The 19,886-nt window shown below is 65.9% G+C and carries 19 protein-coding genes; 9 read left to right on the plus strand and 10 right to left on the minus strand.

Translation table 11 applies throughout. The features are described 5' to 3' along the window. Window positions 1–9: 9 nt before the first annotated feature. Window positions 10–1,245, plus strand: coding sequence for an insulinase family protein (locus IT430_08395; GenBank protein ID MCC6907942.1), 1,236 nt, complete (start codon window positions 10–12; stop codon window positions 1,243–1,245). Between the two features lie 33 nt (window positions 1,246–1,278). Here IT430_08395 and IT430_08400 read toward each other — a convergent pair whose 3' ends face one another. The 5 genes from IT430_08400 to IT430_08420 form a co-directional block, all read right to left on the minus strand. Further along, window positions 1,279–1,671, minus strand: coding sequence for a hypothetical protein (locus tag IT430_08400; protein MCC6907943.1), 393 nt, complete (start codon window positions 1,669–1,671; stop codon window positions 1,279–1,281). A gap of 153 nt (window positions 1,672–1,824) precedes the next feature. Further along, window positions 1,825–2,262: a hypothetical protein gene (locus IT430_08405; GenBank protein ID MCC6907944.1), complete on the minus strand. Its 438-nt coding sequence runs from the start codon at window positions 2,260–2,262 to the stop codon at window positions 1,825–1,827. A gap of 131 nt (window positions 2,263–2,393) precedes the next feature. After that, entirely contained in the window at window positions 2,394–2,687 is a 294-nt protein-coding gene (locus tag IT430_08410; protein ID MCC6907945.1) for a hypothetical protein, read from the minus strand. Window positions 2,688–2,689: 2 nt separating this feature from the next. Next, window positions 2,690–3,460 (minus strand): hypothetical protein, encoded by a 771-nt coding sequence (locus IT430_08415; protein MCC6907946.1) that lies wholly within the window; start codon window positions 3,458–3,460, stop codon window positions 2,690–2,692. A gap of 213 nt (window positions 3,461–3,673) precedes the next feature. Next, entirely contained in the window at window positions 3,674–4,354 is a 681-nt protein-coding gene (locus tag IT430_08420) for a class II aldolase/adducin family protein (GenBank protein ID MCC6907947.1), read from the minus strand. Between the two features lie 113 nt (window positions 4,355–4,467). On the opposite strand from IT430_08420, the gene IT430_08425 reads away from it, so the two are divergent. The 4 genes from IT430_08425 to speB all read left to right on the plus strand — a co-directional run bounded on the left by IT430_08425 (window position 4,468) and on the right by speB (window position 8,150). Next, entirely contained in the window at window positions 4,468–4,716 is a 249-nt protein-coding gene (locus tag IT430_08425) for a hypothetical protein (protein ID MCC6907948.1), read from the plus strand. A 4-nt stretch (window positions 4,717–4,720) separates the two neighbouring features. Beyond that, window positions 4,721–5,089: a helix-turn-helix transcriptional regulator gene (locus IT430_08430; protein MCC6907949.1), complete on the plus strand. Its 369-nt coding sequence runs from the start codon at window positions 4,721–4,723 to the stop codon at window positions 5,087–5,089. A 149-nt stretch (window positions 5,090–5,238) separates the two neighbouring features. Then, window positions 5,239–7,224, plus strand: a complete 1,986-nt coding sequence (gene speA, locus IT430_08435) for a biosynthetic arginine decarboxylase (protein ID MCC6907950.1) — start codon at window positions 5,239–5,241, stop codon at window positions 7,222–7,224. Window positions 7,225–7,265: 41 nt separating this feature from the next. Beyond that, window positions 7,266–8,150: an agmatinase gene (speB, locus tag IT430_08440; protein MCC6907951.1), complete on the plus strand. Its 885-nt coding sequence runs from the start codon at window positions 7,266–7,268 to the stop codon at window positions 8,148–8,150. A gap of 86 nt (window positions 8,151–8,236) precedes the next feature. Here the strand turns inward: speB and IT430_08445 are convergent, their stop codons facing one another. The 5 genes from IT430_08445 to IT430_08465 all read right to left on the minus strand — a co-directional run bounded on the left by IT430_08445 (window position 8,237) and on the right by IT430_08465 (window position 12,873). Then, complete coding sequence (locus IT430_08445) at window positions 8,237–9,262, minus strand: Gfo/Idh/MocA family oxidoreductase (GenBank protein ID MCC6907952.1); 1,026 nt, start codon at window positions 9,260–9,262, stop codon at window positions 8,237–8,239. Window positions 9,263–9,287: 25 nt separating this feature from the next. After that, the gene (locus tag IT430_08450; GenBank protein ID MCC6907953.1) at window positions 9,288–10,271 is read right to left on the minus strand and encodes a hypothetical protein; all 984 of its coding nucleotides are present in this window, start codon (window positions 10,269–10,271) and stop codon (window positions 9,288–9,290) included. A 150-nt stretch (window positions 10,272–10,421) separates the two neighbouring features. Continuing rightward, complete coding sequence (gene rpsG / locus IT430_08455; GenBank protein ID MCC6907954.1) at window positions 10,422–10,916, minus strand: 30S ribosomal protein S7; 495 nt, start codon at window positions 10,914–10,916, stop codon at window positions 10,422–10,424. 184 nt (window positions 10,917–11,100) lie between these two features. Next, window positions 11,101–11,472 carry a 30S ribosomal protein S12 gene (locus IT430_08460; protein MCC6907955.1) on the minus strand — a complete coding sequence of 124 codons (372 nt, stop codon included), beginning with the start codon at window positions 11,470–11,472 and terminating at the stop codon, window positions 11,101–11,103. A 606-nt stretch (window positions 11,473–12,078) separates the two neighbouring features. Further along, entirely contained in the window at window positions 12,079–12,873 is a 795-nt protein-coding gene (locus IT430_08465; protein ID MCC6907956.1) for a hypothetical protein, read from the minus strand. 423 nt (window positions 12,874–13,296) lie between these two features. Here IT430_08465 and IT430_08470 point away from each other — a divergent pair, with 423 nt between their 5' ends. From IT430_08470 to IT430_08485, 4 genes are all read left to right on the plus strand, one after another. After that, window positions 13,297–15,318, plus strand: a complete 2,022-nt coding sequence (locus tag IT430_08470; GenBank protein MCC6907957.1) for a right-handed parallel beta-helix repeat-containing protein — start codon at window positions 13,297–13,299, stop codon at window positions 15,316–15,318. 123 nt (window positions 15,319–15,441) lie between these two features. Next, entirely contained in the window at window positions 15,442–16,908 is a 1,467-nt protein-coding gene (radA, locus tag IT430_08475) for a DNA repair protein RadA (protein ID MCC6907958.1), read from the plus strand. Between the two features lie 23 nt (window positions 16,909–16,931). Further along, window positions 16,932–18,362: a serine/threonine-protein phosphatase gene (locus IT430_08480; GenBank protein ID MCC6907959.1), complete on the plus strand. Its 1,431-nt coding sequence runs from the start codon at window positions 16,932–16,934 to the stop codon at window positions 18,360–18,362. Next, complete coding sequence (locus IT430_08485; GenBank protein MCC6907960.1) at window positions 18,359–19,855, plus strand: serine/threonine-protein phosphatase; 1,497 nt, start codon at window positions 18,359–18,361, stop codon at window positions 19,853–19,855. Before IT430_08480 ends, IT430_08485 begins: the two co-directional genes overlap by 4 nt. The last annotated feature ends 31 nt before the right edge of the window (window positions 19,856–19,886 follow it).

Raw genomic sequence — 19,886 nt, forward strand, 5'->3', positions numbered from 1 at the left:
GATGCCGCGATGCCCCACATCGAACGATTCGACCTCGCCTGCGGCATGCCGCTGCTCGTCGAGCGCCACGACACCGCCTCGTCGGTCGCACTGACCTGGCTGCTGCCGCTGGGCAGCGCCTCGGATGAGCCGGGCCGGATCGGCGCGAGCACCGTCCTGGCCGAGTGGCTCTGGCGGGGGGCGGGCGATCTCGATTCGCGCGGCCTCTCTGACGCTCTGGACCGCTGCGGCGTGCAGCGATCCAGCCACGTCGGCGGGCGGCACCTGTCCATTTCCGCCACGCTCATCGGTTCGCGCCTCGCCGAGGCCCTGCCGATCCTTGCCTCCGTCGTCACCCGGCCGCGCTTCGAAGACGCGTCCTTCGAAGCCGTGCGCGACCTGACGCTCCAGTCGATCGAAGGCCTGCACGATGAGCACCAGCAGCGCACCATGCTGCTGGCGCGCAGGCACTTCTTCCCCGAACCGTTCAACCGCTCGGGCTACGGCGAGGCGGACGATGTCAAGCAACTCGCGCCGGAGGCGGCGCGGCAGGCGTGGTCGCAGTGGGCCCGGCCCGGCGGTTCGATCCTCGCGCTCGCAGGCGATGTCGATGGCGCCGCAGTGGCGAAACAACTCGATGAACTCCTGAGCGGATGGAGTGGTGGAACGGTCGAACCGAAGCCGCAGGCGTGGCCGGCGCCGGGGATGCACCACGAACCCGAGACGATCGCGCAGGTGCATATCGCCGTCGCGGCCCCGGCGCCGCCTGAACCCGATGCCAACAACATGAAACAGCGCATCGCCACGGCGGTGCTCAGCGGCGGCATGAGCGGGCGGCTCTTCACCGAGGTGCGCGAGAAGCGGTCACTGTGCTACAGCGTGCACGCCTCGTATGCGGCCGGGCGCGACTTCGGCGCGATCTTCGCCTACTCGGGCACGACCGCCGAGCGAGCCCAGGAGACGCTCGATGTGCTGATTGCGGAACTCGAGCGCGTGCACAGCGGCGTGGATGAATCGGAATTCGCGCGTGCCGTAGTCGGCCTCAAGTCGCGCCTGGTCATGCAGGGCGAATCGACCAGCGCCCGGGCGTCGTCGCTGGCCCACGACCTCTACAACCGCGGCGCAGCGCGCACGCTGGATGAGGTGCGCGACCAGGTGGATGCGGTGACGCTGGAGGATGTGAACGCCTATCTCGCCGGCCGCAGCGCGGGCCCGTTCACGATTGTGACCTTGGGGCCGAAGGGTTTGACGCGACGGGAAGTCTGATTCTCACGCAGAGACGCGGAGTTCGCGGAGAGGTCAGCGGCGAGGAGAATGATCCGTTCCACACTCCGGGCAGCGGCCGCTGGTCGATCCGCGCAGATCATAACCGCACTTGCGGCAGCGCGGAATGCCATCCGGAGGCCTCAGGTCAAAAGCAGCAGCGAGATTCCATCCGGTCGGCAGCAGCCCCGCAAACAACCACATGCAGCCAAGCGAGGTGGCGGGAGTTTCTGTTGGGGAAGTGAAAACCACCGTATAAAGAGAAACCAACGTGACGTAGTACGCAATGGTGCCGACCGTGTGAATGCGCCACTTCCATACGCGTTGGTGGAAGGAGCGGGCCCGCAGCGCCCAGATGGCCCACGTGGTGCCGGGAGCGCCGACGAGAAAGAGCAGGCAAAGCACAAGCCCGGGTCCACCGATGTCCACTTGCAAACTCCTGAACGCGCCGACCGCCCCACACCGGCAACTATACGAACGGCGCGCCGCCGATGTCGCCGCCACCGCAGAACGATTCCATCCTCGGTTGTGATGCCAGGACCGAAGGCGTTCCCACGGGCACGACAAGTCCGAGTCTAGCGATCAGTTCTCAGGCTCAACATCTGGATCTTCATCGAGTTCGCCCATCACCAGGACTCGACGAACGTCCGCGTACTCCAGGGGGATCATCCGCTGCGCCGTCTCGGGGTCGGGGTAGTGCACGATGCGATGGCTCCAGAGTTGTTGCATGTCAGCCATGTCTCCATCGCACATCTCGCAGAAATACTGCAGCCGCTCGTCTTTGCCGTGCAGGAGGACCGCCCACGCTGTACCGTCGTCCGCGACGTCCACCACGGCCACAACTGCGTCGTCCGGCAGGTCGCCGAACTCGATCTCATCGCTCGCCTGAATCAGAGCGCAGACGAACTCCGGCGATGTCATCATGTCGTCGATCCACTTGTCGCCAAACAGGAGGGTGCACCCGGGAAGCGCGACGAGCGAAACAATCAGCACCAGTACGACTGCACGAGACTCCGTCATGATCCGGCCCTTTCCGGTGCAACTCTGCGCGCAGGCTCGCCTGCAATCGCGACGTCGGCGCGTCTGATCCCATTCCCTCGATTCACCGGTATTCTTTCAGATCATCGGCGCCGGACGCTGCGGAGAGTTCATCACCCTTCCCACATCCGCAACCCCACAAACAACGCGCAACCGATCACGCCGCCAACCGCGCCGAGGACGCACAGGCGCCTGCCCAGCAGGTGCGGGTTGCGGTCGATGTGGCGCCAGCCCATCACCGCCACGACGATCGCCGCCAGCGACAGCGGCACAAAGACCAGCCCGTCGATCGGCGCTGCCAGGCCAAGCATTCCCGCCACCAGCGCATAAGGACTGCGCGCTTCGACAAACTCGCGGCCCCACTGGGCGCGCTGGGCTTTGCCCGGCATGTCACGACCAAACAGCACCGTTACCGGCTCCGCGAACTGATCGCCTTGCTGATGGGCATGAGCAGGTGCGGAATGACCCGGTCGTGCGCGATTTCCTCGGCTGTCGCCGCGAGCATTTCAAAGATTCTCGGCAGTTCTTCGATGTGCTCAATCGGGCCGATGCGGCGCAGGCTCAGGAACACGCTGATCGGCTCATCGCCGCCGCCCGAGTCGGCCGGGGGCGGGCTGTCCTCGCTCGCCTCGGATTCGCCGCTGCGCGTCTTGACTTCGAAATTCACCTGCACCTGGCGCTCGGGATCGAGCGCGAAGGTGAGGAACGGCTGCACATCCATCGCGATGAGCCGGTCGGCATCGACCACGCGGCCCAGCGGCGTGTCGGCCAGCAGCGCCTCGTACACGATGTCATCGTGGTTGCCCGGCGCTTCGAGATCGAAGCCGAACATGAGTTCGAGGTAGTCCACATCCAGCGGGCTGATGCTCAGGTAGAACGGCGCCACCTCAAGCAGCATGCGATGGAGCTGGTACGCCTGCGCGAGGCTTTCAGGGTTGACCGTGCCGCTGCGCGCGGCGGTCTGGCGCAGGGCGACCCAGTCGTACTGCCCGGCGCTGGAGGTCGATTCAAGAGCCAGTTCGCCTTCGAAGCGCCGGAAGCGGTTCATGGTGGGGCGAAACTTGCGGATGCGGTCAAAGAGGTCCAGGACGGTCTCCCGCCCGGTCGGCAGGTCCATCTTCAGCGCCAGTTTCTGGTTGATGTAGAAGTCGGTGCACAGGGCGCTGAAGCTCGTGGCCATCGCCGATCACCCCCTTTCGAGAGGCAGAAAGTCACTCAAGCGGTTGCGGGAAGGGCGTTTTTCAGCCCTCGCAGCCATTCCGGCCGCGCCGATCCGTAAACAATACGCGGCAGAGAGGGCTTTGGTTGGGTTCAAGAGGAATTTGGCCCTGATACCTGAACGCCGCAATGCACTTCTCGATGCCTCGGCGCCCTGATGCCTGGATGCCTCATTTCAGTCCCGATCGTCGCCCAGCCCCCACATCTCGCGCTTGACCTTCAGCAGATCGGCCATCTCCGTCTCGCTCAGGCGGCGCATCTTCCCCAGCAGGCTCAGCTCGATCACCAGACGGCAGTAGGATTCGAGCATCTCCAGCCGGGCCAAGGCGGTCTCGAGCGAATCGCCCAGCGTCACCGTGCCGTGGTTGCCCAGCAGCATCGCGGCGGTGTGGGACGTGAGCGCTTCGGCCGTCGCCTCGGCGAGCAGGCCGGTGCCGGGCGTGACGTAGGGCACGATGGGAATGCGGCCCAGCAGCAGTTCCGCCTCGGGATGAACCGCTTCGGGCAACGGCTCACCCGTGCATGCCCACGCCGTGCTCCGCGGCGCGTGCGAGTGGATCACGGCTTCGACGTCGTGGCGGGCGCGGTAGACAGCCAGGTGCACCGCCCGCTCGCTGCTGGGATGCGGGCCGTGGATGAGCGAGCCGTCCTCGACGCGCACGACGCACATGCTGTCAGAGCGCATGTCGCCTTTGCTCACTCCGCTGGGGGTGATGATGATGAGGTCATCGTCGAGGCGCGCCGAGATGTTGCCATCGCTGCCGGCGCAGAAGCCCTGCCGCCACATCCGCTCGCCGACGCGGCAGATCTCGCTGCTGATCGAGTCGTACAGGTCGATGGGAAACGGCAGCCCCATGCGGCAAGTGTACTCGACCCCGCCGGTGGCTCAAGCAACCGAACCCAGAGCCAGCCGGTTGACAAGCGGCGCCGGGCGTTGTATTATATGATAACAGCGGCAAGGAGAGGCGAATGCCCTGGCTGGAAGTGATCTGGATTGACGGGCCAAAGGGCAACGTCCAGCACATTGCTTTGCACGGAATCTCTCCCGCGGAAGTTGAAGCGGTGTTGCAGAACCCGCTCGACGGCGATGTCAGCGAATCATCGGGTCGCCCGATCGCTTTCGGACGGACGCCCAGCGGACGATTCCTGGCGGTGGTCTACGAGCCGATCGATGAGATCACGGTTTATCCCATTACCGCATTTGACGTAGAGGAGTAATGACATGCCTCAACCCATTCGCAGGTCATCCAAAAAACTTCCGTCCCACCGCGTCCGCGAACTGAATCGCCTTGCTGAGCAGATCGACCGCGACGAGGGGGACTCGATCAGGCGACGAGGCCGCGCCGTCCGGGCCCGGCACGACGCCCTGCGCGACATCGTACAACTCCTCAAGGCCGAGCGGCAGCGCCTGGGACTGAGCCTGACCGACGTGGGCGAACGGTCCGGGATCGGCAAGGCCAACCTGTCTCGGCTCGAAAACGACCCCGATCCGAATCCGACCATCGACACGCTCATGCGCTACGCCGACGCACTGAACAAGGAGATTCGGATCGACATCACGGACCCGCCGCCGCAGCGCCGATCGGCATAGCGGCCAAGCAGCAGACAGATGCTGATTCGCGATGCGATGCTGCTTGACGAATGCCTGCCCAGGCGAGGGGGCGGTACCGTGCCGGCCCATCGTCGCCATCACCGGCAACTGCCCCTCAACCCCGCCGCCGCCTCGTCTACAATTCACCTATGACCACAATTGCCAAGCCCGGGCGCGGGGTGCTCGACCCCGCGTGGACCATCGACGACGCCGTTGACCTCTACGACATCGAAGCGTGGGGCAAGGGCTATTTCAGCATCAACAGTTCGGGCCACGTCGTGGTCCGACCGACGCGCGACGCCAAGGCCGAGATCGACCTCACCGAGGTCATCGACGGCCTCAAAGAGCGCGATATCCACTCTCCGGTGCTGCTGCGCTTCAACGGCATCCTCCAGACCCGCCTGCAGGACATCGCCGGGGCCTTCCGCACCGCCATGGCCGAGAACGAATACCGCGGCGCCTACCGCGCTGTCTATCCCGTCAAGGTCAACCAGCAGCGCCTCGTCGTCGAAGAGGTCTACCGCTTCGGCAAGGAATTCGAGTTCGGCCTCGAGGTCGGCTCCAAGCCCGAACTGCTCGCCGTGCTCGGCATGACGCCCGACGCCAATGGCCGGCTGATCGTCTGCAACGGCTTCAAGGATGACAAGTACATCGAGGCCGTCATCCTCGCCACCAAACTCGGGCGCAACATCATCCCCGTGGTCGAGAGTTTCCACGAACTGCTGCTCATCGCCAAGTACGCGCAGAAGTACGACGTGCGGCCGAAGATCGGCGTGCGCGTCAAGCTCGCCAGTCAGGGCGTGGGGCGGTGGAAGACCTCGGCGGGAGCGCGATCGAAGTTCGGCCTGTTCGTGAGCGAAATCCTCCGCATGGTCGATTTCCTCAAGGAAAGGGACATGGCTGACTGCCTGCAACTGCTCCATTGCCACATCGGCAGCCAGATCTACGACATCCGCCACGTCAAGACCGCCGTCAACGAACTCGCCCACGTCTACGTCGAACTCGTCAAGCTCGGCGCCGGCCTCAAGTACATGGACGTCGGCGGCGGCATGGGCGTCGATTACGACGGCTCGCAGACCAACTTCGAATCGTCGATGAACTACACCCTCGTCGAATACGCCAGCGACGTCGTCTATCGCATCAAGACCGTCTGCGAAGACCACGACGTCGAGCACCCCACGATCGTCACCGAGTGCGGCCGGGCCATGGTCGCTTACCACAGCATTCTCGTGTTCAACGTGCTTGGCAGCAGCGGCCTCGACCGATTTCCCATTCCGCAGTCGATGGACGAGGCCGGCGCGCCCGAAGAGGAGATTCCCCAGCCGATCTACGACCTCTTCGAAGCGTATAACAGCGTCGGCCCGCGCCGTCTCGTCGAGGCCTACCACGACGCCATGCAGGCCCGCGACGAAGCGATGAACCTCTTCAACCTCGGCTACATGACGCTGCGCATGCGCGGCATGGCCGAGCGGCTCTTCTGGGGCGTGTGCGCCAAGGTGCGCGATGTCTGCCGCGGCCTCGAATCCGTGCCCGAAGAATTCGAAGACCTCGAGGTCATCCTCAGCGACACCTACTTCTGCAACTTCTCGCTGTTCCAGTCGCTGCCTGACTCGTGGGCCGTCGATCAGATCTTCCCCGTCATCCCCCTGCAGCGCCTCAACGAGCGGCCCACGCGACAGGGCGTGCTCGCCGACATCACCTGCGACAGCGACGGCAAGATCGACCGCTTCGTCGATCGCCGCGACATCCGCAAAACGCTGGAACTGCACGAAGTCGCTCCGGGTGAGGAGTATTACCTCGGCGCGTTTCTCGTGGGCGCCTACCAGGAGACGCTGGGCGACCTGCACAACCTCTTCGGCGACACGCACGTCGTGCACCTGAGCATGGATGACAGCGGCGACTGGTCCATCGATGAACTCATCGAGGGCGACAAGGTTCGCTCCGTGCTCGGCTACGTCCAGTACGACGTAGACAAACTCGAACAGACCCTCCGCCGCGACTGCGAGCAGGCCGTCAAGAACAAGCGCTTCACCGTGCGCGAGAGCCAGTTGCTGCTGCGTTTCTACAAGGACGGCCTTGAGAGTTACACCTATCTCGAACCCGGCAGCACCGCCGGCCCCAAGAACGCCGACTGACCGCCTTTCCAATCGCCTTGCTGAGCTGATCGAGAGCGACGATGGCCTACCACCACCAGCCGCGCAACCCCGGCTTCCTCGACCTGCCTGCCGAGATGCGCGATCCGCTGCACTCGCGCTTTGCCGTGCTCCCCGTGCCCTACGACGAGACGAGCAGTTGGCAGAAGGGCGCCGACAAGGGCCCGGCCGCGATCATCGACGCCTCGGCCACGGTCGAATGGTACGACATCCAGACCAACTCCGAGCCCTGCCGGCGCGGCATCACGACGCTGCCGGCCATCGAGTGGAAGGGTTCTTCGAAGGAGCTCGCCGAGCGCGTTGAGGCGGCCGTCGATGCGATCTTCGATCGCGAACAGCTGCCCATCATCCTCGGCGGCGAGCACAGCGTGTCCATCGGCGCCATCCGCGCCGCCGCCCGCCGCGTCAAGGGCCTGAGCGTCCTTCAGATCGATGCGCACGGCGACACGCGCGAGGAGTACGAGGGCAACACCTACAGCCACGCCTGCGTCATGGCGTGGGCCCGGCAGTGGTGTCCGATCGTGCAGGTTGGCATCCGCGCCATCGACGCCGCGGAGGCGGAGACGATGGAGCCCGATCGGGTCTTCTTCGCGCACCACATCGTGCAGAGCGCCGATGCGTCGTGGATGGATCGCGCCATCGACCTGCTCAGCGATGATGTCTACCTCACCATCGACCTCGATGCGTTCGATCCGAGTCTCATCCCCGCGACCGGCACGCCCGAGCCCGGCGGGCTGTCGTGGAATGAAGTCGATCGCTTTCTCAGTCGCGTTGTGGCCAAACGGCGCATCGCGGCGTTCGACGTGGTCGAACTGCTCCCCATGCCCGGCCACCACGCCAGCGCCTTCGCCGCCGCCAAACTCGTCTACCGCCTCATCAGCATGATCGTCGCCCGCGAACCGACGTGAGCCAAAAGTCGGCAACGCTCTGAATGTCTGGAGCACCAACGGTGCGCCCCATGACAGCCCGCATCGGGGCTGAACTGCGTCGCCCATCAAATCCGCACTCGCACACTCTCTCCACGGGTCGCGCTCTCCCGCGCTGCGTCGAAGATCTCGACTACGCGCAACGACTGCCGGGCCGTGACCAGCAGGGGTTGCCCGTCGCGCACCGCCTCGAGAAAGTTGCGGTGCAGATCGGCCGGCGGTGGCGTCTGCGTGATGATCTGCTCAGCCTCGTCCGTGTTTCGCGCCGTCGCCGACTCCCAGTGGCCGATCAGCGAGCCGCGCTCGCCTACCACGATCCACTTGCATGCCGGGCCGATGGGCGCGACATCGCTCTTGCCCACCAGCGCCCGCGAGCCATCTTCGAAGAGCAGATCGATCATGAAGTGATCATCGGCATCGCCGTAGTGCACGTGCCGCACTTCGCCGAGCACCATGACGACGGAGCCGGCGTCATGCATGAGCGTGAGGACCTGGTCGAGCAGGTGCGGCCCCCAGTCGAGCATCGTGCCGCCGCCCAGCGCCGCGGTGATGCGCCACTGCTGGTGGAACTCGGGCGCTCCGAAGCGCGTCGCCGGCTCGCGCTCGAAGAGGCGATTCTCGACGCGCAGCGGCCGGCCGATGAACCCACTCTGCACGATCTGCCGCACGCGAAGAAAGTCCGCGTCCCAGCGCCGGTTGTGATAGACGCTGCACAGTACGCCGCAGCGCTCGCAGAACTCGCAGATGCGCTGCCCCTCGGCGGCCGTCATCGCCAGCGGCTTTTCGATGAGCACGTGAATGCCGCGTTCGGCCAGCGGCTCCACCACGCTCAGCCGCACGCTCGAATGCGGCGCCACCAGCGCCGCCTGCACGCCGCTGGAAGCGAACTCATCCATGTCGCTGCAGACCTGCGGCACACCCAGCGCCCTGGCCGCCTCGCGCCGCGCGGGCGTGACGTCGAGCACCGCCTGCACCTGCCAGCCCGCCTGTCGCAGCGGCGGCAGGTGATACAACTCCGCCATGCGGCCGAAGCCGACGATGCCGATCTTCACCGGCTCACCGGTCCCGTTGCCCCCTGCCATGCCAGTAGCCATGCCTGCCTCACCCGCGCCCGCCGCATCACGGCTCGTGCCGGTTCAGGTACGCCGTCCACTTCTTTACGTCCGACGATCGGATCGCATACGTGCTGTAGAGCACATCGGCCGGCTGCGCCGCATACACGACGACATCGCGCACCACCTTCGACTCGGGGCCGGGCAGATCCTCGATGTAGCGGATCAACTGCCAGCGCTGCTCGATGGTGATGCTGTCATCATTCATCCGCTCGCGCAGCGTGCGCGTGATGCGCGACTTCACGGCCCGCGTGTCGCAGGCCGCGGCGATGCGGCCCTGCAGATCGAAGATGAGCACACCCAGCAGCCGCATGCCTGTCTCGGGCATCGCGTCAGCGAGCATGTTGCGGAACTTCAGCGCCGGCTGGTTGAGCAGTTCCACCTGCTTGTCGTCAAAGTGAATCGCATCCCACCGCCGCTGGAGTTCGGCACGCACTTCGGCGTTGCGGCCGGCATCCAGCGCCAGCCGCTCGAGCGCTTCGTGCGACTGCGTATCCGCCGAAGCGCAGCGAAGCAGGCGCGGCAGGTTGCCGATGAGCCGCTCGTAGGCATCGCCGTCCATCGCGCCCCAGTTGGCGTCGAAACTGAGCAATTGCCAGCGGATGTACCCGTCCACCGCCGCGTCTTCCCGATCCTGCACGGCGGCGACGGCGTCGTGCAAGTCGCGCGGCCGAACGAAGTATTCGAACGATTGGGCGAAGTCCGCCTCCTGACGCGGCAGATTGCCGGTGGCGCGAAACTGCCGCCCCTCTTCTCGCAGTCGTTCGATGGCGATGTGCAGCGCCGTATCGGGCGCGACGAACGCCGGCTTGTCATTGCCCGGCGAAGCGGTCGCCGGCGCCTGTGGTTGAGGTTGAGGTTGAGCGGGCTGCGCGGGCGCGGGTTGCTGGGCGGGTGATCCCCCAGCGCCGGGCGACTGAGCCAGCGCGACACCGGTCGTCGCCAGCACCGCCGCCGTCACTGCGCTCTGGATGGCTCGCCACGTGTGCATACCGCTCCCGTCCATCCACCGAGCCATCTTACTGGCAACCCGGCCTGCGAGCAACAGGGACATTCCACCGGGCCGGCGCCCCCACCCAGAAACGAACAGCCGCAGACTGTCGCCTGCGGCTGCCGGTGTCATTTGTTTGTCGCGAGGAACTCAGAACGCGAAGTGAGCAAACGCCTTGTTCGCATCCGCCATGCGGTGCGTGTTCTCGCGGGTCGTCATCGCTTTGCCTTCGCCCTTGGCGGCGTCGTACAACTCGCGGGCGAGGCGGTCGCACATCGGCTTGCCCTTCTCGCCGCGCGAGGCTTCGAGAATCCAGCGGAACGCGAGGCTCTGCTGCCGCTTGCGGTTCACCTGCACGGGCACCTGGTAGTTGGCGCCGCCGACGCGCTTAGATCGAACCTCCACCTGCGGGCGGACGTTGTTGATCGCCCGCTCGAAGATCTCGATCGCCGAGCGCGGCAGGTCCTGGTTCTTGTCCTTCTCGAGCCGGTCGGCGATGCGTTCGAGCGCATCATACACGACGCGCTCGGCGACCGATTTCTTGCCGTCTTTCATCACGCAGTTGATGAAGCGGGCGAGCGTGGTGTTCTGAAACTTCGGGTCCGGCCGCAACTGCTTGTCTGACTTGGTGATCCGTCCTGCCATTGCAAACTCCTGTCTGGCTCATCCGGTCGATCATGCGATCGACCCGTCTGTTCACCGCGCCGGCTGGCGAGGCCGGGAGCGATTACTTGCCGTTTGGTTGTGCCGCGCTCACTGCGAGCGCGGGTAAGGTGCGTTGATGCTCAACCGGTTGCGACGGCGCTCGCTGAGCGATGACCGGCGGCGCTTACTTGCCGCGCTTGGCGCCGTACTTCGATCGGCCCTGCTTGCGGCCGTCCACGCCGAGGCAGTCCAGCGCCCCGCGGACCACGTGGTAGCGCACGCCGGGCAGATCGCGGACGCGGCCGCCGCGGACGAGCACGATCGAGTGTTCCTGGAGGTTGTGCCCTTCGCCGCCGATGTACGCGGTGATTTCCTTGCCGTTGCTCAGGCGGACGCGGCAGACCTTGCGAAGCGCCGAGTTGGGCTTCTTGGGCGTGACCGTCTTGACCTGCAGGCACACGCCGCGCTTCTGCGGGCAGGCGGCAAGGTCCTTGACCTTGCTCTTGGGCTTGGGCGAGACGCGGGGATTGCGAACCAATTGATTAATCGTCGGCATACCGACCGGGCTCCGTATCTGTCAGCGTTGTCGAAAGGGGCGTCCCACCAGGGAAGTCGATCCCGCATTCCGAGACGGCAATCGTAGCCCCGGCCCGGCGGCGGTCCAGAGGAGTGATTGGGTGAGTGGGGTGAGGGGTGAAGGGGTGAAGGGGTGAGCGGCGCCAGCCGTCGTCGGCTTGCCATGAGCGAGGCCGCGAGTCGATTGGAAGCCGATGGTCACCCAGCGAGCCCAAATCGGCATCGAAGCGACGAGGAGTGGCCGCGAAGAGGCACAGAAGGCGCAAACGGGAGTGCGGGTGTGGGAGAAAGCATCGGGGCACTGAGGGATCTGGGCATCGAGGCAGCGAGGCGATGAACAACGCCCGGGCATAGCCATGCCTGGGCCGCCGTCGCGCCAGGTTGGGAGACGCGTCTGGAAAATCGACGGAGAGCGCCGGGCTGGTCGCGGCGAGACATGCGGGATGGTAAGTAGGTCGGGACAAGGCTCGGCGCAGGCCCGGCGGTCGGGCGGCCGATGCGCGAGGCACATCGAGCCTGTGATACACGCAAAGCCCCCGCCCGGGATCCCGTTCGATCGCCCTCACGGCAAGCAGAACAGCGGCCCCTACGCGACTCGATCACGAGGCGTGCCGCATTCGGGACACACGGGGTGGGCAGCGCCGCGAAGGTCGTAGCCGCAGGCGGTGCAGCGCCCGGCGCGGCGGCGGAGGTGGTGGCGCGTGATTGGCACGAGTGTGAACGGAACGAAGAGGACGGCGACATAGAGAAGAGTGTTAATGATCGCGCCGGGCCAGATGATGCGCAGCGGGATGACGCGCGGGGTAATGGTCCGTGACGACTGCATGTTCTCGACGACCAGACCATCTTCCACTTCAAACTCCCCGCGATCCGGCCATGGCCAACGCCCAAAATAGGACGCACTGCGCCACGGCCAACCACAACCGACTTCGATCCCGATTGAGAGCGATGGCGCCTGCACACCAGACGGAAACGGGCGCGGCGCGACCTTCTCGGGTCGTAGCCACGATGGCGGTCTGGCTGGCAGATAAGTCGTCGGAATACCTGAACTCTGACCCCAGATGACTTCCTGCCACTCGAGCCGCTTCCAATCGGGCCAGACCTGATAGTCGCTCACATCCTGCAGGTCTGACCCCACCGCGACCGAGAAAACAAGGCCTAGCACATCTTTGCCCGGCGCGCGCCTGCAATCGACTTCGAGACGGAGGCTTCGATCCCCTTCCTGCGCGGTGGCTGCGAGCAACCTCTTTCGAATGGTCGGGGACTTGACCACACCGAAGCCCACGGCGACGAGGTACTGAACGACCGCGCCCAAGAGGAGGCAGAGGACGGCGCGTCTGGCGAGTCGGCGGAAGGCGCCGGGTTGGTCGCGGCGGGGCATTGGGGGATGCTATGTAGGTCGGGACAAGGCTCTGCGCCGGCCCGGCGGTGGGGCGGCCGATGCGCGAGGCACATCGAGTCTGTGATACACTCAAAGCCCCCGCCCGGGATCCCGTTCGATCGCCCTCACGGCAAGCAGAACAGCGGCCCCTACACGACTCGATCATGAGGAGTGCCGCATTCGGGACAGACGGGGTGTACGGCGCCGCGGAGGTCGTAGCCGCAGGCGATGCATCGGCCGGCGCGACGGCGGAGGTGGTGGCACGGCTGCTTTTGCAGGTTTCCGATAATCTGCGGGTTTTTCCTTGACAGCGACGCCCGATTCCCTCATGCTCTACGGACAGAGCGCCTGACCCGTTGACCGGGCGCGGCGAACGCCTCCCTACCTGACCGCCCAGCACAGCGGACGAAGAGGAGCCCCATCATGTTGTTTTGCACGAAGTCGATGTTCGGTGCGCTCGCGCTGGGCGCGGTCCTTTCACTTGGATCACTCTCCGTCGGGCAGACGACGTACTACGTCAACGGCTCGTGCGGGAACGATGCATGGACGGGACTCTCACCGGTGTGCGAAGCGCCGGATGGCCCGAAATCCACGATCCAGGCCGGGATCAACGCGGCAAGTGATCTGGACACGGTTCGGGTGGCGGATGGTGTGTACGCCGGCGAGGGGAACAAGAATCTCACGTTCTTCCAGAACGAGGTGATCCTTCAGTCGGTCGGCGGGGCCGAGAACTGCATCATCGACTGTGAAGGCGACGGGCGCGCAATCAACCTGGACTCGGGCGAACCCCAATTCATCACGATCCAGGGATTCACCGTGCGCAACGGCATGGCGCCCGGAGGCGGAGGGATCTTCATCGCCGGCGTGGATGCGAGGGTGATCGAATGCGTGATTGACAATTGCACCTCGGCAGGTTCGTCTCTGGGCGGCGGAGGGATTCTGGTCAACAGCGACTCGAACTTTGTAACGATCGCGCGGACCAGCTTTCGCTCCAACCTCGCCTATCTCGACATCGGCGCGGGCCAGGGCGGAGGAATGACGATCGCCGGCACAGCGATTGTCGACATCCAGAAGTGCACGTTCAGCGACAACGGTGCGACGGGATTGGAAGGACGCGGGGGCGCGCTGGCAACCAACGGGAGACCTGAGGTGAGCGTCACGGACTGCTCGTTCACGGGCAGCAGCGCCGTAGGTGAAACGCCGGGCCGCGGCTTTGGCGGAGCGATTTACAACGAAGCATCTTTGCTGGCCTTCATCCGTTGCCGCATCACCAGCAACGTTGCAACGGGGTGGAACCAGCAGGGCTTTGGCGGCGGCATCTACAACGCTGGCATCTTCAGCGCCAGCGACTGTCGCATTGAAGACAACGAAGCATGGGACGGCGGAGGCGTGTATGGCCGCCAGTGCACGCTGACGGACTCTTCAATCCGTGACAATCGGGCGTTTGGAACTGGTGGTGGGATCTGGACCTCTCACTGCTTGATAGAGCGCTGCGACATCATTGGCAACGAAGCGGCGGTCGACGGCGGAGGAATCGCCAAGTCCGGTCCCATTTTCGAGCTTCGTCAGTGCAATGTACGCCACAACACCGCCGGGCGCGACGGCGGTGGATTATGCGAAGTTGAGTCTTATTCTGGAATGTCGGTGTGGCAGTCGCTTTTCGCGGACAATTCCGCGGGCCGCAGCGGCGGTGCCATCTGCGGAGATTCACTCGACTTTGGCGATGTCAGGGAAACCACCGTCACCCACAACAGCGCTGGTGCAGAGGGCGGCGGATTCTATCTCAACAGTCAGGGGAGCGGCAAGATCTACAGCGTTCTGATCTGGGGCAACACCCCCGACTCCCTGGTGATTGCCGCGGGCGATGGCGACCCCCACTATTGCAACATCGAGGGCGGCTGGGCTGGCAGGGGCGATTTCGAAGCGCCGCCGCGCTTTGTCAATCCGGAGCAAGGCGATTACCGCCTGAGCGCCGGATCGCCCTGCATCGACGCGGGAGACGGGCGCAATGGGCGCGGCGAGTTTGATCTCGACGGACTCCCTCGCGGCATCGATGATCCGGGCATGCCAGATGCCGGCACGGGTCCGCTCGACATCGGCTGCTATGAGTTCCAGGGTACGACTGACGAATTCGTGGTCATTCGCCCGCTTCCGGGCGCGGCAGGAAGGCCTAACACGGTGAACGCGGCTGGAGCGCAGCCAGGCCACCTGGTTCGATTTGTCTACGGATTTCGTGCAGGCCTGACGGAGATTCCGGGCTGCCCGGGAGTGACCCTCGACATCGTCGAGCCGCGCTTTGCCGCGCAAGCCACCGCGGATGTCGAAGGACGCGCTTCGGTGACAATGCAAGTGCCCTGGCGTGCTGTCGCAAAGCAGATTATCCTGCAAGCGGTCGATCTGGAAGCATGCGAGGTGAGTTCGTACGTGTGGTATCAGTTCCACTAGGCGGCGTTTGCATGGATCGAACACCGCGCGCTGTCGCGTGCGGCTCGTTGATCCCATTCCTCGCTCACACTTCGGGCTCGCTTTGGGGCCGTTGATCGCCGTCTGTTTGGCTACAGTCTCGCCATGGCCAAGGTCCGCCGATCGTTTGTGTGCAATCAGTGCGGCTCCGTGTCGCCCAAGTGGGTTGGCAAGTGCGGCGAGTGCGGGGCGTGGGACTCGCTCGAGGAGTTCACGCCCAGTGCGGCGGGCGGGTCGGAGAAGAAGGACCCGCAGCGCGGGCTGGCCGAGGCGTGGGCGGCCGAGGGGGAGATCGCGGCGGGGAATCCTGAGGCCAGGCGGCTGGATGAGATCGAGCCGCTCGACGTGCCCCGGCTGGCCACGGGCATCGGCGAGCTGGACCGGGTGCTGGGCGGCGGACTTGTGCCGGGCTCGACGGTGCTCATCGGCGGCGAGCCGGGCATCGGCAAATCGACGCTGCTATTGCAGGCGGCGGCGCGCATCGCACGGATGGGCCAGCGCGTTCTGTATGTGACGAGCGAAGAGAGCAGCCAGCAGATCCAGATGCGGGCGATGCGATTGGATGTCAACGGGCGAGACGCCCGCTCCACCGGGGACGCCCGTTCCACCAGTCCCGCGGATCTGTTTGTTCTCGCCGACACGAACCTTGCGCGGATTTTTGCGCAGGCAGGCAAGGTCCGGCCGGCGGTGATGGTCATTGACTCGGTGCAGATGATCTACAACGCGTCGCTGGACGCCTCGCCGGGCTCGATGACGCAACTGCGGCGCTGCTGCATGGAACTGGTCTACCTGGCGAAGGCGACGCAGATGGCCATCGTGCTCGTGGGCCACGTGACCAAGGACGGCCAGGTCGCCGGGCCGCGGCTGCTCGAACATCTTGTCGATGCGGTGCTGTACTTTGAAGGCGATCGCTACCACGCGCACCGGATCGTGCGCGGCGTGAAGAACCGCTTCGGGACCACATTAGAGATCGGCCTGTTCGAGATGGGTGAGTTCGGGCTGGCCGAGGTGGTTGACCCATCGGGCGTGCTGAGCAGCGAGGCGGGTAGCGGCGTGGGCAAGCCGGGCTGCGTGATCGTGCCGGCGATGCAGGGCAGCCGGTGCTTCATGGTGGAGGTGCAGGCGCTGACGGCCAGCGGCATTCTCGGTGCGGCCAGGCGGCGCGTGTCGGGATTGGATGCCAATCGCTTGAGCATGATTCTGGCCGTACTGGAGCAGCACGCGGGCTTGCGCCTGGCGGACCAGGATGTGTTTGCCAGCGTGGTGGGCGGGATGAAGGTGGCCGAGCCGGCAGCGGACCTCGGCCTGGCGCTGGCGATCGCCGGCAGCCACCTGCGCAAGGCGGGGGCGGCGGGGACCGTCGCACTGGGCGAAGTGGGTCTGAGCGGCGAGGTGCGGCGGGTGAGCCAGATGGAGCAGCGACTGCGAGAGGCGGCGCGGCTGGGCTTCAAGCGGGCCCTCGTGCCGGCCGGGGCCGCGGCGGACAAGGGACCCGCAAAGAGCAAGGGCGCCAACTCAATTGAAATCGTGCCGGTGCGATCCGTAAGCAGCGCGTTGGAACGCTGGCGTTAGAATGAGCCCGGAGCAACGCAGCCGTGGCACTGATCGAGCAGGAATTCGGGCAGGCGTATCAGGCGGAACTCGCGACGCTGATGCGGCGGCGGTTTCGGCTGTTGTGCGCGGTGTGGTCGGGCATACTCATCATCCTGCTCATTGCCGACCTGGCGGACTGGTGGGGGCAGTGGTGGCGCTTCGGGGCCCAGATCGGCGCGCACGGGCTGCAACTGGTGGTCATCGGCGCGATGTGGCGGCGGCACGAGGCGCCGGCAGTGCGGCGCGACGAACTCCTTCGCCTCTCCTTCTGGATGGTTGTGCTCAACGCGGCGATCGCCAGCGTGGTGTTTCACCTGGCGGTGGGCGAGGGCGGCGTCGGGCTTCTGCGCGTGGGAGTGGGCTACCTGCTGGCGTGCCTGATCCTGCCGTGGACGCCGAGGCAGGCGCTGCTGCCGGGCGCGGCGGTGTGGCTCGTGTGGGTGCTGGCGCAACTCGGCCTGGCGCGGGTGGAGTTCGGCATCGGGCTGCTGGCGATGGATGTGCTGGCCGGGGCGCTGGTCGTGCCGGCTGGTTTGCTCGAGTGCTGGATCCGCACGCGGGCCATCGGGCGGCGCGTCGAGTCGGATTCGCTGCGGCAGCATTATGAAGAGTTCCACCGCGAACTGTTCGACGCGCGCAAAATGCACGAGGCGATCTTTCCCAAGCCGCGCACGAGCGGGCCGATCCGCTTTGCGTTTCGCGATGCGCCGCGGCTGGGCATCGGCGGCGATCTGCTCGCGGCACACGAGTCGCCAGACGGCTCGCTGAATCTCATCCTGCTCGACGTGGCAGGCGATGGCATCGCGGCGGCGCTGACGGTGCACCGGCTGCATGGTGAGATCGAGCGGCTCTTTGCCGAGTCGGCGTACCTGCGGCCGCGCGAGGTGATTGCGGCGCTGGATCGATACGCACATCTCACGCTGGCGCCGCACGGCGTGTTCGCGACTGGATTTGCCATGCGCTTTGAGGCCAGCGGGGCAGTGCGCTGGTGCGGCGCGGGGCATGCGCCGGCGTTTATCCGGCGCGGCGACGGGTCGGTAACCAGGCTCATCTCGACGACCTGGCCGCTGGGGGCGTCGGACCGCCTGTGCGAGGAGTGCGAGGAGCGCATCGAGGCGATGGAGCGCGATGATGCGCTCATCGCCCACTCCGACGGCGCGTGCGACTGGCGCAACCGCAAGGGGCAGTGGCTGGGCTACGGCGGGGTCGAGGCGATCGTGCGCACCACGCGCGTGGATGATGCGCTGCAGTGGCCCGAGGCGTTTCTGCGGCAACTCAATACCTTTCGCGGCTGGCACGGCGAGCCGGATGAGGATGTGTTGATCGTGGCGGTAAGCGTCGGCCCGGCCGCGGCGTCGCGCACGTCGCTGCGCACGAGCCGGTTCTTCTTTTCGCGCGAGGCGAGCGCGGCGACGGTCGAGGCGGCGACATGAGGCCGATCGCACCGCCGGTGGTGTCGGCATCGACTTTTGAAAGCGAGATCGCGCGCCTGCTGCGGCTGCGCTTCACGTGGCTGGTGTCGCTGTGGCTGGCGTTGGTGGTGGTGCAGTACGCCATGGCGCTGGCGATCCAGACGTGGCTGCCGACCACCGGCGTGGAGCCGCCGGTGCGCTGGCTGGAGAGCCCGATTCTCATGTCGCTGGCGGCGGCGCGGCTGGCGACGCTGGGCGTGGCACTGGTGCTGGTGCGATCGGTCATCACCTCGGGCGCGGGGGTGCTGCGCTTGGCGTACTGGGTGCTCGTGCTGACGGGGTTGTGCTCGATCGGCGCGGCGGTGGGCGAGCAGATCGCGATGCCCGAGGCGTCGATGAGCATGGGCGCGATGGCCTGGCCGATTGTGGGCATTGCGATCTCGCACTTCTTTGCCTGCGCGCTGCTGCCGTGGACGCCGGGGCAGGGCGTCAAGCCGCTGCTGGTGCTCTACCCGGCGTGGATCATCATCACGGCGCTGGTCGAGCGGTTCTCCGTGCTGCACGTGGCGACGGGGGTGTTCATCGCGCCGTCGATCAACGGGGCCGGGCTGCTGCTGTGCTGGTGGCGCATCAGCCGGCTGCGGCATACGGTGGAAATCACGCAGCTGCGCCGGCAGTTCAGGCGCTCGCGGCGCGACCTTATTGACGCGAGGAAGATCCACGAACTGCGCTTTCCGCGGCCGGTGCGCGGCGGGCCGATCCAGTTCAACTATTCCTATGAACCCATGCGCCAGGTGGGCGGCGACTTTCTGCACGCGCACCTCGACGAGCGAGGCTGCCTGCACGCAGCGCTCATCGACGTGACCGGCCACGGCATTCCCGCGGCGCTGACCGTCAACCGCGTCGATGGCGAGGTGCAGCGCTACTACGCCGAGCATCCCGATGCTTCGCCGGGCGAGGTGGCGCGGGCGTTGAACCGCTATTTTCACCTCGTCATGTTCCGCCACGGCATCTTCGCCACGGCGTTTATCTTCCGCATCAGCCCGGACGGCGCGATGGAGTGGGTCAACGCGGGCCACCCCCCCGCTTTCATCCGCCGCCGCGACGGCTCGCTCGAGGCGCTCGAATCCACGACGTTCATGCTCGGCGCGGCGCCTGACGAGGCGTTCGAGCCTGAGATGCAGACAGCGCGGGTGAATGAGGATGAACTCGTGGTCATCTACACCGACGGCGCGACCGAGGCGGTGGATGAGCGCGGCCGGCAGTTCGGCGTCATGGGCGTTCGGCAGGTTGTTGAAAGGTGGCAGCCGGAGATGCATCTGGATCTGAGCGACCTGCTGCCCCAGGCCGTGTGCCGGTACCGCGATGGGGCGACGCGCGATGACGTGCTCATCACCACGGTGCGGCTGGCGTCGGCCGCGGCTGTGGAGACGATTGCGGCAGGCGCGGCGGCGGCTTCAGCTCCTGCGGAGGTGGCGCGGGGCGCGGTGGTCGGCGCGACAATGCCGGGCTGACCATTCCTACAATGCGGTGCGCAGAAGTTTG

The organism is Phycisphaerales bacterium, assembly GCA_020852515.1.
Lineage (GTDB): Bacteria > Planctomycetota > Phycisphaerae > Phycisphaerales > UBA5793 > UBA5793.

Coding starts and splice junctions, on each gene's coding strand:
- IT430_08395 (MCC6907942.1), top strand. CDS start 10: ATGCCCCACATCGAACGATTCGACCTCGCCTGCGGCATGCCGCTGCTC.
- IT430_08405 (MCC6907944.1), bottom strand. CDS start 2,262: ATGACGGAGTCTCGTGCAGTCGTACTGGTGCTGATTGTTTCGCTCGTC.
- IT430_08415 (MCC6907946.1), bottom strand. CDS start 3,460: ATGGCCACGAGCTTCAGCGCCCTGTGCACCGACTTCTACATCAACCAG.
- IT430_08420 (MCC6907947.1), bottom strand. CDS start 4,354: ATGGGGCTGCCGTTTCCCATCGACCTGTACGACTCGATCAGCAGCGAG.
- IT430_08425 (MCC6907948.1), top strand. CDS start 4,468: ATGCCCTGGCTGGAAGTGATCTGGATTGACGGGCCAAAGGGCAACGTC.
- IT430_08430 (MCC6907949.1), top strand. CDS start 4,721: ATGCCTCAACCCATTCGCAGGTCATCCAAAAAACTTCCGTCCCACCGC.
- speA (MCC6907950.1), top strand. CDS start 5,239: ATGACCACAATTGCCAAGCCCGGGCGCGGGGTGCTCGACCCCGCGTGG.
- speB (MCC6907951.1), top strand. CDS start 7,266: ATGGCCTACCACCACCAGCCGCGCAACCCCGGCTTCCTCGACCTGCCT.
- IT430_08445 (MCC6907952.1), bottom strand. CDS start 9,262: ATGGCTACTGGCATGGCAGGGGGCAACGGGACCGGTGAGCCGGTGAAG.
- IT430_08450 (MCC6907953.1), bottom strand. CDS start 10,271: ATGCACACGTGGCGAGCCATCCAGAGCGCAGTGACGGCGGCGGTGCTG.
- rpsG (MCC6907954.1), bottom strand. CDS start 10,916: ATGGCAGGACGGATCACCAAGTCAGACAAGCAGTTGCGGCCGGACCCG.
- IT430_08460 (MCC6907955.1), bottom strand. CDS start 11,472: ATGCCGACGATTAATCAATTGGTTCGCAATCCCCGCGTCTCGCCCAAG.
- IT430_08465 (MCC6907956.1), bottom strand. CDS start 12,873: ATGCCCCGCCGCGACCAACCCGGCGCCTTCCGCCGACTCGCCAGACGC.
- IT430_08470 (MCC6907957.1), top strand. CDS start 13,297: ATGTTGTTTTGCACGAAGTCGATGTTCGGTGCGCTCGCGCTGGGCGCG.
- radA (MCC6907958.1), top strand. CDS start 15,442: ATGGCCAAGGTCCGCCGATCGTTTGTGTGCAATCAGTGCGGCTCCGTG.
- IT430_08485 (MCC6907960.1), top strand. CDS start 18,359: ATGAGGCCGATCGCACCGCCGGTGGTGTCGGCATCGACTTTTGAAAGC.